This window comes from Blautia sp. Sow4_E7, assembly GCF_052116245.1.
Taxonomy (GTDB): Bacteria; Bacillota; Clostridia; order Lachnospirales; family Lachnospiraceae; genus Blautia_A.
Map to the genome: position 1 here is coordinate 55,205 of NZ_JBQKLL010000008.1, position 12,522 is coordinate 67,726.

The 12,522-nt window shown below is 44.2% G+C and carries 14 protein-coding genes and 2 pseudogenes; 7 read left to right on the top strand and 9 right to left on the bottom strand.

From position 1 onward, the window contains the following. Positions 1-242: 242 nt before the first annotated feature. Positions 243-914: a TetR/AcrR family transcriptional regulator gene (locus ACTQ50_RS06970; RefSeq protein WP_441483578.1), complete on the top strand. Its 672-nt coding sequence runs from the start codon at positions 243-245 to the stop codon at positions 912-914. Between the two features lie 3 nt (positions 915-917). Here the strand turns inward: ACTQ50_RS06970 and ACTQ50_RS06975 are convergent, their stop codons facing one another. Next, positions 918-3,068 (bottom strand): ATP-dependent helicase, encoded by a 2,151-nt coding sequence (locus tag ACTQ50_RS06975; RefSeq protein WP_441483579.1) that lies wholly within the window; start codon positions 3,066-3,068, stop codon positions 918-920. Positions 3,069-3,361: 293 nt separating this feature from the next. On the opposite strand from ACTQ50_RS06975, the gene ACTQ50_RS06980 reads away from it, so the two are divergent. Then, positions 3,362-4,135, top strand: a complete 774-nt coding sequence (locus ACTQ50_RS06980; protein ID WP_441483580.1) for a DUF6062 family protein — start codon at positions 3,362-3,364, stop codon at positions 4,133-4,135. Position 4,136: 1 nt separating this feature from the next. Here the strand turns inward: ACTQ50_RS06980 and ACTQ50_RS06985 are convergent, their stop codons facing one another. From ACTQ50_RS06985 to ACTQ50_RS07005, 5 genes and pseudogenes are all read right to left on the bottom strand, one after another. After that, complete coding sequence (locus ACTQ50_RS06985) at positions 4,137-5,576, bottom strand: TrkH family potassium uptake protein (protein WP_441483581.1); 1,440 nt, start codon at positions 5,574-5,576, stop codon at positions 4,137-4,139. A 12-nt stretch (positions 5,577-5,588) separates the two neighbouring features. Next, positions 5,589-6,656, bottom strand: a complete 1,068-nt coding sequence (trkA, locus tag ACTQ50_RS06990) for a Trk system potassium transporter TrkA (RefSeq protein ID WP_441483582.1) — start codon at positions 6,654-6,656, stop codon at positions 5,589-5,591. Beyond that, entirely contained in the window at positions 6,599-6,745 is a 147-nt protein-coding gene (locus ACTQ50_RS06995) for an NAD-binding protein (RefSeq protein ID WP_441483583.1), read from the bottom strand. Before ACTQ50_RS06995 ends, trkA begins: the two co-directional genes overlap by 58 nt. Positions 6,746-6,957: 212 nt before the next feature. Next, positions 6,958-7,071 (bottom strand): annotated as a pseudogene (locus ACTQ50_RS07000) (lipolytic enzyme, G-D-S-L); the annotation flags it as partial. Positions 7,072-7,075: 4 nt separating this feature from the next. Further along, positions 7,076-7,408: pseudogene (locus tag ACTQ50_RS07005) on the bottom strand (dihydrodipicolinate synthase family protein); the annotation flags it as partial. Between the two features lie 431 nt (positions 7,409-7,839). Here ACTQ50_RS07005 and ACTQ50_RS07010 point away from each other — a divergent pair. The 3 genes from ACTQ50_RS07010 (at position 7,840) to ACTQ50_RS07020 (ending at position 10,650) form a co-directional block, all read left to right on the top strand. Further along, a complete protein-coding gene (locus tag ACTQ50_RS07010; RefSeq protein WP_441483584.1) occupies positions 7,840-8,736 on the top strand; it encodes an ROK family protein in 897 nt (298 codons plus the stop codon). 2 nt (positions 8,737-8,738) lie between these two features. Next, positions 8,739-9,596, top strand: a complete 858-nt coding sequence (locus tag ACTQ50_RS07015; protein WP_441483585.1) for a MurR/RpiR family transcriptional regulator — start codon at positions 8,739-8,741, stop codon at positions 9,594-9,596. Positions 9,597-9,999: 403 nt separating this feature from the next. Then, the gene (locus tag ACTQ50_RS07020) at positions 10,000-10,650 is read left to right on the top strand and encodes a restriction endonuclease (RefSeq protein ID WP_441483586.1); all 651 of its coding nucleotides are present in this window, start codon (positions 10,000-10,002) and stop codon (positions 10,648-10,650) included. Between the two features lie 44 nt (positions 10,651-10,694). Here ACTQ50_RS07020 and ACTQ50_RS07025 read toward each other — a convergent pair whose 3' ends face one another. The 3 genes from ACTQ50_RS07025 to ACTQ50_RS07035 are packed head-to-tail and all read right to left on the bottom strand — an operon-like array spanning position 10,695 to position 11,909. Further along, positions 10,695-10,853 carry a DUF6783 domain-containing protein gene (locus tag ACTQ50_RS07025; RefSeq protein WP_441483587.1) on the bottom strand — a complete coding sequence of 53 codons (159 nt, stop codon included), beginning with the start codon at positions 10,851-10,853 and terminating at the stop codon, positions 10,695-10,697. Between the two features lie 50 nt (positions 10,854-10,903). Further along, a complete protein-coding gene (locus ACTQ50_RS07030) occupies positions 10,904-11,338 on the bottom strand; it encodes an N-acetylmuramoyl-L-alanine amidase (RefSeq protein WP_441483588.1) in 435 nt (144 codons plus the stop codon). Further along, complete coding sequence (locus tag ACTQ50_RS07035) at positions 11,286-11,909, bottom strand: phage holin family protein (RefSeq protein ID WP_441483640.1); 624 nt, start codon at positions 11,907-11,909, stop codon at positions 11,286-11,288. Before ACTQ50_RS07035 ends, ACTQ50_RS07030 begins: the two co-directional genes overlap by 53 nt. Positions 11,910-12,125: 216 nt before the next feature. Here ACTQ50_RS07035 and ACTQ50_RS07040 point away from each other — a divergent pair, with 216 nt between their 5' ends. After that, positions 12,126-12,248, top strand: a complete 123-nt coding sequence (locus ACTQ50_RS07040; RefSeq protein ID WP_441483641.1) for a spore coat associated protein CotJA — start codon at positions 12,126-12,128, stop codon at positions 12,246-12,248. Beyond that, positions 12,245-12,520 (top strand): spore coat protein CotJB, encoded by a 276-nt coding sequence (locus tag ACTQ50_RS07045; protein WP_441483589.1) that lies wholly within the window; start codon positions 12,245-12,247, stop codon positions 12,518-12,520. The genes ACTQ50_RS07040 and ACTQ50_RS07045 overlap by 4 nt, the downstream gene beginning before the upstream one ends. Positions 12,521-12,522: the final 2 nt, after the last annotated feature.

Genomic DNA, 12,522 nt, shown 5'->3' on the forward strand with positions numbered 1-12,522 from the left:
ATCTTTTCCTGTTTTGATATTGACTTTTGGTCATTTTTGTTTAAAATAAAAATCAAACCTGCGTAATTACGTAGAAAATCCAGACAGCAATGTCATAAATGTAAAATATTTAACGTTACGGCTGCGGTCTTCACATAAAAGCTGAGAAGCGCAGCGCGAAGCTTGCAGATGTGAAGGTACGGAACAGTTACCTTTATTTATATAGTGTCTGCCCGGCAGACAGGGTTTTAGGAGGAACAGGCATGGGAAAACTGGAGTTAAATAAGAAAAGAAAGAAAAGTGCTCTGTACAACACTGCCTTTGAACTCTTTACTACAAAAGGACTTGCTAAGACAACCATTTCCGATATTGTGGAAAATGCAGGGGTTGCAAAAGGCACTTTCTATCTCTACTTTAAAGATAAATATGATATTCGGAATAAACTGATCTCGCATAAGGCTGGCGAGCTTTTCTCGGAAGCCCGGGATGCTCTGGAAGCTGCCCATATTACCGGCTTCACTGCCCAGCTTCATTTTATTGTAGATAATATTCTGGACCGTCTTCAGACAGAAAGCAGTCTGCTTGGCTTTATTTCCAAGAATCTGTCCTGGGGTGTGTTTAAAGATGCCTTTCAGGAACAGGCAGACGAAGAGGATTTTCCGTTCTTTCAGGAATACCTGAATCTTCTGGGACAGTCGGATATCCATTACGATTCCCCAGAGCTGCTGCTCTTCACCATCATTGAACTGGTAAGCTCCACAAGCTATAGCTGTATTCTTCATTCACAACCAGTCTGTCTTGATGAATACCGCCCTTATCTCCACCGGACGATTGATTGTATTCTGCAGGCCTTTACTCATGGTGCAGGCGGGGAAGACTATCTTCCGGTAAGTCAGATGGACGTCATTCCGGACCGGCATTTTGATAAGGATTAATTTTCATATTTTTTCCAATTTTACCCGGAAGGATATGGTCCGCGGTGTCTCCATTCCATCAAAAAGAATAGCATAGGCACTCTTCTGAATATCCACATCCACAATGGTGCCTGGTCCGAAAATCTTATGCAGGATCTTCTGTCCTGCTGGATAATGGGCCGGTGCCTCCTCTTCCATAAGGTAACGGCTGCTCAGCTCAATATATTCCCTGGCCTCTTTTATTAAGCCCTCTTCTGGCTTCTGGGCGTATTCCAGCAGGTTCTGGTCAATTTCCAGAATAAATCTGGAGGGATATCTGGGCGAACCATCCAGATTCCGCCCCTTGGCTTCGGAAAGATACAGACGCTTCTTCGCTCTGGTCATAGCCACAAATGCCAGCCTGCGCTCTTCTTCCATTCCTTCCCTGGTTCTTGTCTTTCTGGATGGGAAGATTCCCTCATTCAGTCCACAAAGAAACACATAGGGGAATTCCAGTCCCTTGGAGGTGTGTACCGTCATCATCTTCACCTTATCATGCTCTGGCTGTACGTCACTGTTGGAAAAAAGAGCTACATGAGCCAGATAATGCTCTAATGTGGCTTCTTCCCCACAGGTCGTCTCATATTCATAGACAGACTGCTTCAATTCCGCCAGGTTATCCAGTCTCTCCTGGTTTCCTTCTGTACGGAGCATTCTCTCATATCCGAACAGATCCAGTATGGCTGAGAGCACTTCCGATACCGGTCTTTCCCGGTAATCAGAGGCAAAGGTCTCCACCAATTTCACAAACTCTCTGGCCTTTGTGCCCTTAAAAATATCCTGGTCCAGATTCCTGCACATGGCTTCATACAAGCTGCACGCATTCTCAGCCGCATATTCCTGAATGAATTTCATTCTCCTCTCCCCAAGGTTTCTCTTTGGAACATTGGCAATTCTCACGAAAGACAGGTCATCCTTATAAGCGATCATGCGCAGATAACAAAGTGCATCTTTAATCTCCATCCGGCCAAAGAACTGTACCCCGCTGTAAATGGTATAAGGAATCTCTTCTTTCAAAAAGACCTGCTCAATACTTCTGGTAAGATAGTGGGCGCGGTATAAAATGGTAATATCCTTATAGGAAATGCCTCTTTTCTTTAGTTTCTTAATCTCCTTTGCGATCCAGAGAGCCTCCTGCTCCTGATTCTCCCCATGGGCGCAAAGTACCGTTTCTCCATCTGGCAGAGTAGGAAGAAGGTCCTTTTTCATACGGAGGAGATTCCTGCTGATCAGGGAATTGGCTGCATTCAGGATCTGGGGCGTGGAACGGTAATTCTCCATCATCATAATGGTCTGTACATCTGGAAAATTCCGGTGAAAATCAAGAAGATATTTCACATTTGCACCTCTCCAGGTGTAAATAGTCTGGTCCGGATCCCCTACGATAAACAGATTCTTGTGATATCCCATCAATACACACATGAGACGGTACTGCAGATCATCAATATCCTGGAACTCATCGATCATAATGTATTCCAGGCGTTTTTGCCATTTTTGTTTGATTTCTTCGTTATTTTCGAAGATATACAGGGTAAATTTGATAAGATCGTTATAATCCAGTCCAAAGCATTTCTTCTCCTGATAGAGATAGCCATAGAAAATAATGTCACTTGCCTCTGTAGCCTGCAAATATTTCTCATGGATCTGGTCGATGGACATGGTGATCATATCATTGTAATATTCCGGCTCTTTCTTCAGCTTACGGATCTCGATCATGTCCCGCGCGCTGGAAAAAGTCATGTTGCGAAGAGTGAGGCCACGTTCCTCATAAATGATCTTCAGCATGGAATCGATGTCGGAATTGTCCAGCACCAGGAACGTCTTGGGATACTGGACAGCATAGCTCTCTTCCTGAAGAACGGAAACGCAGAAGCCGTGGAAGGTATTGATGTATCCGGTGTCATTATCACCGGTCAGATTATGGATCCTCTGGCGCATTTCATTGGCGGACTTATTGGTAAAAGTGACACACAAAATATTTCCAGGCAGGATTCCGATCTCATTGACCAGAAATGCAAATCTGTGGGACAAGGCCCTGGTCTTACCGGAACCGGCCCCGGCGATCACCCGTATACAGCCCTCTGTAGCGGTTACCGCTTCTGTCTGTGATTGATTCAAATTTTCCAGAATTTCCATTTACCGGTTCCTCCCTGTGTCTTTCTCTTTCAAACTCTTTTTCTCTATATGCCTGAAGTCTTTCTTCTCCAAAAGCTTTCCTAAAATAAGCAAACATACTCTGTTATTCTTAGTATAACATTCTCATCCGGCATATGCAACCATATGTTCGATTTGTCTTTTTTATTTATCCTCCATACATCTCGCCAAGCACAGATTCCCATGAGTTTTTTCTTAAAACAAAGCTTTACAAAACACATCCTTTCCCCTACTATAAAACTATACATCTTATATTTTTAAGGAGATCTTACCACATGAAAGAAAAACTGTACACAATTCCCTTGATGGATGCTTTTAAAGCAGGTGACGAATGCCCCTTCTGTTTCGTGGAGCGTCAACTGGAACAGCATGCTATGGATTTTGTTCTTGGCGCAGGCGCTTCCTATATGGAAGACGATGTGCGGGCTGAAACAGACAAGATGGGATTTTGCCGCACCCATTATAAGAAAATGTATGACTATGGCAACCGCCTTGGCACCGGACTGATTCTGAAAACCCATTTCCAGTGCAAAACCAAAGAGCTGCATGAACAGATCAAAATGTTTGCTCCGTCCAAGGCTTCTGTTTTTTCCAGATTCAAAAAGGGAAACACAGATGCAAATGCGCCGAAAACATCTCTTGGTGCCTGGGTAAAAGAACAGGAAGATACCTGCTATATCTGCAATTTTTATAAAGATACCTACGCAAGATATCTGGACACCTTTTTCGAACTTTTTAAGAAAAATCAGGAGTTTCTCCCTCTTTTCCAGAACTGCAAAGGCTTTTGCATTCCTCATTTCGGGGATCTGGTGGAAACTGCAGAAACCGCCTTATCCGAGAAAGAGAAAAAAGCCTTTTACAATATCCTTTTCCCAATGATGGAACAGAATATGCAAAGGCTTTCCGATGATCTGGACTGGTTCTGTGACAAATTTGATTACCGCAACAAGGACGCGGACTGGCGTACCTCCAAAGATGCGCTCCCCCGCGGAATGCAGAAAGCGGCAGGCGGATATCCGGCAGATGAACCATATACTATGGATAAATAAATCAAAACTTTCTCCAGGTATCTCTCTTAAATAAAAGCAGCAGCGGGAATACCTCAAGTCTTCCTGCCAGCATGTCAAAAATCATTACGATCTTCGATACATAAGAATAGGTATCAAAATTTCCTGTAGGACCAACAGCTCCAAGTCCTGGTCCGATATTATTCAAAGTCGCTGTGATCGCAGTAAAATTGGAAATCATATCCAGATTGTCCAGACTGATGATCAGCAGGGAGGTTACAAAGATCATAATATACACAAACAGGAACATGTTGGTGGCTCTCACTACCTCGTGTGGGATAGCCTTATCGTCCATCTTGATCTTCTTGACTGCATTGGGGTGCAGATAAAGCTGCAGCTCCTTACGGGCGGATTTGCAAAGGATCAGAAGACGGGATACCTTGATGCCGCCGCCTGTACTTCCCGCGCAGGCTCCCACAAACATAAGGATGACCAGGATTGTCTTGGAAAATACCGGCCACACATTGAAATCTGTGGTGGCATATCCAGTAGTGGTAATAATGGAGCCAACCTGGAATGCAGCCTGCTGGAAGGCTCTTCCAAAGCTGGTGAACATCCCTCTTGTGTTGATGGCAATGGCTACGATTGCCAGGCCAATGATTCCCAGATAGTAACGCACCTCTTCGTTCTTCGCTGCCTGCATGACCTTCTTCGTCAGAAGCAGGTAATAGGCATTGAAATTCACTCCGAAGAGGATCATAAATACGGTGATCACCACCTGGTTATAGGTGCTATATCCAGCAATACTGTCATTCTTGATACCAAAACCACCGGTACCAGCAGTACCAAAGCTGAGGCAAAGAGTATCAAAGAGAGGCATTCTTCCAATAAGAAGGAAAATGATCTCTACAACAGTAAGCATAATATAAATGGTATACAAAATCTTGGCTGTGGACTGTACCTTCGGCACCAGCTTGCTTACAGATGGTCCTGGGCTCTCCGCTTTCATCAGGTTCATATGATAGCCGCCGGTAAGAGGCAGCAGGCAGAGAATAAACACCAGGACTCCCATGCCGCCGATCCAGTGGGTAAAGCTTCTCCACATCAGCATGCAATGGGAAAGTGCTTCCACATCATTTAACATACTGGCTCCTGTTGTGGTAAAACCAGAAACAGTCTCAAAGATCGCATCCACAGGGTGTGGAATACTTCCCGAAATAATAAAAGGAAGGGCACCTGCCACACTGAGCACCAGCCAGCTTAAGGCAACGGTAACCGCTCCTTCTTTGGCATGAAATACTTTATTTGTTCTTTTCTTTCTGGTAAGCGGAATTCCAATTGCCAGGCAGATCAGCATGGTGATCAGAAATGCCAGGCCGTTTTTTTCCCGGTAAATGATCGCTGTGATCCCGGGCAGGATCATAAACGCCACTTCAAAATTAAAGATCCAGCCAAGAATATAAGATATCATGGAATAATTCATGTCCGGACTCCTTTACTTCTCAAGTATATCGTTGATATCACGAAGACCTTTGTTTGTGGTAACAATTACAACTCTGTCACCGATCTCCAGGGTATCATGTCCACGTGGAATACGGACATTGCCCTCCCGGTAAAGACATCCAACCAGAAGATTCTTCTTCAGATTCAGCTCGGACAGTGTTTTTCCCACAATAGATGAATTATCGCAGATCTTAAATTCCAATGCCTCAGCCTTGCCATCCAGAATGTGATACAGCGTCTCCACATTGCTTCCAATGGAATTCTGGGTTGCTCTCACATACTGCAAAATATAATCCGCAGTAATGTATTTCGGGTAAATCACGCTTCCAATGTCCAGGCTGTCAATAATGTCGTCATAGGCAAGTCTGTTTACCTTGGCAACCAGCTTGGCATTTGAAATGGTCTTTGCAAAAAGGGAGAGGAAAATGTTCTCCTCGTCCATATTGGTCAAAGTTACAAAGGACTCCGCGCTCTCCAGCCCCTCTTCTAAAAGAAGGGAACGGTCTGTGCCGTCACCATTGATAATAGTGGCATCTGCAAGCTCTTCGCTTAAGAATTCGCAGCGGTTCTTATCCTTCTCAATGACCTTGACTTTGATCTTCATGGCAAGCAGGGCCTTGGCAAGATAATAGGAAATGGTGCCGCCGCCTACGATCACAGTGTTCTTTACCTGATGGGTCTTCAGGCCGATCTTTTTAAAGAAAGCAGCTGCATTCTGCGGGGTGGCAAGAATCGATACCACGTCTCCGTTGCGGAGCATATTGGTACCGCCTGGAATAGTGGTAAAATCTTTTCCCTCAATGGCACAGAAAAGAATGTCGCAGCGGAAATGCTCGGTGATCTGCTGAATGCTCTTTCCATCCAGATCAAATTCCGGCATTACTTTAAATTTCAGAAGCTCTACCTTGCCTCTGGCAAAGGTGTCGATCTTGATGGCAGATGGGAAACGCAGCAATTTGGAAATCTCCTGTGCCGCAGCCAGCTCTGGGTTGATGATCATGGTCACACCCAGACGCTCCTTGATAAATCCAATCTCCTTGCTGTAGATCGGATTACGCACACGGGCGATTGTGTGGCAGTGTCCTCTTCCTGAAGCTGCTCTGCAAGGGTACGTCCAACTTTGCCGCACCCAACAATTATAATTTGCATAACTCCTCCAAAATGTATAAATAATAGGAAAATGTCAGGTCACAGACACAAAAAGGTGAGTCTGCCCCTAACATTGTAAACAGTGCTATTATAACACTACTGTATGCTTTTGGAAATAGTCATTTTCTTACAGTAAATGGGCACATAACTATGGAAAATCCCGACACAATTTCGTGCGCCGGGATTTCAGGGTTTACTGAAGTTTTCTATTCCAGCTTTTTCTGCAAAAGACAGGTCCATCTTTCATTCTCATCAAATCTGCCATCATTCATAGCACAGTAGCCATGTGTATTGGAATCACCAAAGTATACAATATGTTTTTTCATCCTGCTACCACTCCTTTGTGTCTTCCACTGCCTTTCGGATATCGTGATAAAGTTCAATCAGCTTCGGATCTTCTGTAGATACTGGAAGGACCGGAAGTCTCGGATCTCCCATAGGACAGCCGTCTAATGTAATGATTCCCTTTACAGCACCGTGCATGGATGGGAAACTGCAAAGACGATAGATCAATGGAGTAACAATCTCCTGAAGTTCTGCCGCCTTCTTTTCCAACATTCTGTTAAACAGATTCATGGAAAGATTAAAACCTGTAAGCTGTGGAATATTGTAAATAAAGAAAGGAAGGTCTGCTGCTTCTGTGATTTTGGTCCAGTGCTGGTAAACCCTCTCTTTCTTACCTTACCTTCTCAAATATAATTGATCGTTTTTGCTTATTACTTATTTAGTTATCCTGTCTGGATGAATCGTTCTGTCTCACGGACAGAGGATTCAGCTGTTACTGTTTACTTCGTGAACAGCAACTATCATTTTGCTTTTTCGTGTAAGGTGTGCCCCCATTGACAGGTTCTGCCCCCGCAGATTCTGTCTGCATCCATTACACTTCTTGCGTAAAATTTCGTCCCGGGTTTGTGAAATCTCGCTAATGATTATGGCTATATTATATCTTCTTTTGTGCTGATTGTTAATACATTTTTAAAATAATTTTCATTTTATTTTTATTTTGAAAATATTTTACATTTTAGTGTTGAAAAGTGTCAGCTCCTTTGCTACAGTTATAATAGAAAAAAGACTCAGAAAAGAGGACGCAGATTATGAAAACAATGGTTCTTGATATTGGCGGCACGGCGATCAAATCTGCCATTGCCGAAAACGGCAGTCTTTCTGCAATCCGTGAAACCCCTACCAGTGCCGCCAAAGGCGGTGCTTATGTGATGTCACTGGCGAAAGAGATCATCGGTTCTTATAAAGATACTTATGATTTTTCCAGAATCGGGATCAGTACGGCTGGACAGGTGAATCCGGTGACCGGAAGCATTATCTATGCCAACCACAACATTCCCGGATACACAGGAACTCTCGTGAAGGATATTATGGAAAATGCTTTCCACGTTCCGGTATCTGTGGAAAATGATGTAAATGCCGCAGCTATTGGTGAGGCTGTTTACGGTGCCGGCAGGGGCGAAAAGAATTTTGTCTGTCTTACTTATGGAACGGGTGTTGGCGGTGCCATTTTTACAGACGGTACCATTTACAGGGGAAGCTCTTTTTCCGCAGGGGAACTGGGCGCCCTGATCATTCACCCTGAAGACCGCAGGCCTGATACGGACATGTATTCCGGCTGTTATGAGAAATACGCGTCCACTACTGCACTGATTGCCAGAGCCTCGGAATATGACCCTGCTATTACAAATGGAAAAATTCTTTTTTCCCGCATTGACGAAAAAGAAATTTGTGGTATCGTAGATTCATGGATCAATGAGATCGTATACGGACTGGTTTCTATTGTACATATGCTGAATCCTTCCTGTATCATTCTTGGAGGCGGCATTATGGAACAGCCTTACATTCCGGCACAGATTGAGAAGAAACTGATGCCTTCCGTAATGTCCAGTTTCCGCGGACTAAAGATCAAAAAGGCGGAACTTGGGAACCAGGCTGGCATGCTGGGTGCCCAGTGTCTTGACAAGATGATAGGAAAGGAGTTCTGATTTTGACTGGTAATATTTTAGAATCTATCACCGCCCAGTACCATTCCCTGACACGTTCCGGGAAGAAGCTGGCTGACTATGTTTTTGCACACACAGGAGAAGCGCAGTATTATTCGATTTCCACCCTTGCAGAAAAAAGCGGTGTCTCCGAGGCTTCCATCACCCGTTTCTGCCATGGGCTTGGACTGGCCGGATACAATGATTTTAAGCTGGCACTGGCTAAGACAGACCGGGTAACTGACATGGGAGAAATGACCGATTCCCCACAAGGTGTCACCTCTGAGGACAGTCTAAACACTATTTTCCAGAAAATCCACAAGGCCAGCATTCTTTCTTTAAACGAGACTCTTGAGTTGCTGGATGAAAATGCCATTAACCGTGCAGTGGATCTGCTTGTAAAAGCAGACCGTGTTTACTGTTTCGGACATGGCGGAAGTATGGTAATGGCTATGGAGGCCTGGGCTCGTTTTTCCACTGCCTCTTCCCGCTTCGTTCAGGTAACAGATTCCCATATGCAGATCATGACCACCGCACTGGCTACATCTAAAGATGTGCTGCTTGTTTTCTCTTACTCAGGTTCTACCAAGGATATGGAAGATACTTTGCAAATTGCCCATGAACACCAGGTTCCGGTGATCCTGATCACCCATTTTCCCAATTCAAGAGCAGCAGAGTTTGCGGATGTGGTGCTGCTTTGCGGATATAATGAAGGGCCTCTGCAGTCTGGTTCTATTCCTGCAAAGGTGGGACAGATGCTGCTGATTGATTGTCTGTTCTATGGTTTCTGTCGAAGAAATCCCGAGGCTACTGCTGCTGCAAGGTCAGCTACAGCAGAAGCCGTTGCGCGGAAAATGTTATAAATAGATATATTTTGCAGTCTCTGCCCACGTAAATCAAATCTGTCAGGATGTGTTATGCACCTGGCAGATTCTTTTATATATTGATTTATAGAATTCGAACAGGTGTTTACTTTTTGATTTTTCTGTAGTACAATATCCTTGTACTGAAAAAAATATAGTTTTCGTTACATCGTTTTAATACGGATAAAATTCCCCAGAAATGGAAGGAGGCCGGTGCTTTCGCACCGGCGCGTATGAAAAAGAAAAATATTAAATTAAGAAAGACTTGGTGCTTTCTACAGGTAATAATATACGAAACAAATGTGATAAAAGTGTGAAATACTTTTGAAAAAATCGTGAAACAGTTTTTACTATTTTTGTGAAAAAGAACGAAAGACCAAATCTACATAAAGGATTTTACCAGATGAACGGACATAAATTTGAATACAAATGCGCCAGAATGCTGCGGCGGAAAGGCTTTCACCATGTAGAAGTCACCAAGAAAAGCGGCGATCAGGGCGTTGACATCATTGCCTATAAAAGATTTTCCAAATATGCAGTCCAATGTAAATATTATTCTTATCCGGTAGGAAATAAGGCGGTACAGGAGGTCTATGCCGGCGGCAAATATTACGACTGTGACCGATGTATTGTTATGACCAACGGCACTTTTACCAAGGCCGCTATCAGTGCGGCCAACAAGCTGGATGTGAAATTATGGGACAACTGCTCTATGTTAAAGAGCACCAGCCTGATTTTTGAGGCAATGAGGCTGATGAATATTCTGGGAATTATCTTTGGCTGTTATCTTTTAAGAAACGTTTTTCCATTTTCTTCTGATGCCTATATGCAGTATTACCGGGAGCTTGCCCTGATTCTCGCCGGACTTTTTGGATGGCTTGGCTGGGGAAGCTGGGTTGCAAGCGCTTTTACTGGAGCATTATACCTTTTTCTTGGATTTACCCTGGCGGGTGATACCATTCCCTCATTCCTGGCAGGTGGTATGAATCTTACCTTTCTGATACCGGCACTGATTTATTTTGTGCATGTGTATTTGCTGAAACCGAAACCTTGAACTGAAGAAAAAGTATCTCCAGCGGTTTCACTGCCAGAGCATGTTTAAAAAATGCTTTCCGTAAGATGTGTGTCACAATTTGTGGGAGATTTTGCCCGGATGAGGGCGCCGTAGCGGGCTATGGCAACCGAATTCGGGTGAAATATACCGCAAAGTGGGGCGTACAGATTGCGGGAATGATTTTTCAAACAGGCTCTAGGCATGCCCCCAAATTTCTCTACAGGGTGGGAATCACAGCTTCTTCACTATTCCATCAAACCCAGCTGTCTTCAGCTGCTTTATAACCTTGTTTGCAGCTTTTTTTGTACTGTATTCTCCCCTCTGCGGAATCACAGAAAAAGGATTCCACCAGAACGGATTTCGCCTTTGTCTTTCTGGTCCAATACAGGCCAGGACTGGCTTTGGCGCCTCTGTTATACCAGACAGTACCAAGCTTTGCGCTGATTCTCTTTGCTGCCGGAAGCCCTTCTGCATTGTAGGAAAATGCTTCACAGCCGTAGGCTTTCCCATTAAAGGCATTCAAATGAAGCTGCACAGACAGGTCATAGTTCTGCTTGTGCTCTTCCCCAATGAAATAAGCAATTTCTTCATTCAGAGAATGCAGCTTTCCTTCCGGAGCAATGCAAAGAGTTGCTTCATGCCCTGCTGCCTGCAGCCATTTGCACACCCCCGTCGTGGTTGTCATCATCCTCTTCGCTTTCTTTATTAATTGCTTTATCTGCTACTTCCAGACCGCGGATCAGGATCCTTGGGACATCCACTCCCATCTCCACCAGATTTTCGCAGATAGATCGTATTTCATTTACCACCAGAGATGCCAGAACAAAGAAACCTAATAAAGCGGTAATTCCAAGATCAATTCCAAGTGTTTTTCCCACTTCCACAAATACCGCAGATGCCCCAAAAGCCACCGCGATCATGATCCAATACGCCAGCTTTTTCAGAACGCCCTTCCAGCCGGCCTTGGAGTTTTCCCTGTGTGTCAGGCGAGCCTTCATCCAGCCCGTAATCCAGTCCACAATGTTAAAAAGCAAAAATAAAGAAAACAGAACCCAATGTTCTCCGAAAACATAGGTTAAGGTTCCAACATAAGACCTGTTACGGTCTTTTGTACCAATACTTCTATAAACACATTTATATGTTTTTACATAAAATAAAAAGAACGCTTTAATAAAACCTGAAAGGATCTGTTTATGGAAAATTATCAGATGAACCGTTCGGGCTGCCGCCCTTATAATAGAACCTGCGGGATGATGAATTCCGCTCCCGCCTCACCAGCGCAAATGCGGCGCGAGATCTCTTGCAATGAAATGCCCCGTGAGACTTCTGAATGTGCCCAACCATACAGAAATTCCATACCTGGGAATTCTTCCTGTAATTCTGCAATTTCCAAAACACAGAACTGCCCTTGTTCCAAATCAACTTCGTCAAACACAGATAATATGTATGAACATTTGAAACACCTGACGCCAGCCATGGCCTATGTGCCATATCAGCAGTTCACTTCCGCCTATGACCTTGACTATGCCCTGTCTGTGGGCACTATTTTCCCACAGCTTTGCAAACCATTCTGTGGAAAGAGAGGTGTGCGCAGATGATGAGGAATCAGATGTCTCCAAGATGCTGTCTCTTACAGCAGATCAATGAGGTGAGTTTCGCGGTCAACGATATGATCCTATATCTGGATACTCACCCAGAGGATGAAAAAGCATTGCGCTATTTTGCTGAGGTTTCAGACCGCCGCAATAAGCTGATGGCTGAATATGCAAAGAAGTATGGTCCGCTGACCATCGATGATGCAGCAATAAGCAGCGAAAAATTATGGAAATGGTCCCAGCAGCCATTCCCATGGGAAAGGGAAGGAGCGTGACA

Coding starts and splice junctions, on each gene's coding strand:
- ACTQ50_RS06970 (WP_441483578.1), top strand. CDS start 243: ATGGGAAAACTGGAGTTAAATAAGAAAAGAAAGAAAAGTGCTCTGTAC.
- ACTQ50_RS06975 (WP_441483579.1), bottom strand. CDS start 3,068: ATGGAAATTCTGGAAAATTTGAATCAATCACAGACAGAAGCGGTAACC.
- ACTQ50_RS06980 (WP_441483580.1), top strand. CDS start 3,362: ATGAAAGAAAAACTGTACACAATTCCCTTGATGGATGCTTTTAAAGCA.
- ACTQ50_RS06985 (WP_441483581.1), bottom strand. CDS start 5,576: ATGAATTATTCCATGATATCTTATATTCTTGGCTGGATCTTTAATTTT.
- ACTQ50_RS06995 (WP_441483583.1), bottom strand. CDS start 6,745: ATGCAAATTATAATTGTTGGGTGCGGCAAAGTTGGACGTACCCTTGCA.
- ACTQ50_RS07010 (WP_441483584.1), top strand. CDS start 7,840: ATGAAAACAATGGTTCTTGATATTGGCGGCACGGCGATCAAATCTGCC.
- ACTQ50_RS07020 (WP_441483586.1), top strand. CDS start 10,000: ATGAACGGACATAAATTTGAATACAAATGCGCCAGAATGCTGCGGCGG.
- ACTQ50_RS07025 (WP_441483587.1), bottom strand. CDS start 10,853: ATGCCTAGAGCCTGTTTGAAAAATCATTCCCGCAATCTGTACGCCCCA.
- ACTQ50_RS07030 (WP_441483588.1), bottom strand. CDS start 11,338: ATGATGACAACCACGACGGGGGTGTGCAAATGGCTGCAGGCAGCAGGG.
- ACTQ50_RS07040 (WP_441483641.1), top strand. CDS start 12,126: ATGGCCTATGTGCCATATCAGCAGTTCACTTCCGCCTATGACCTTGAC.
- ACTQ50_RS07045 (WP_441483589.1), top strand. CDS start 12,245: ATGATGAGGAATCAGATGTCTCCAAGATGCTGTCTCTTACAGCAGATC.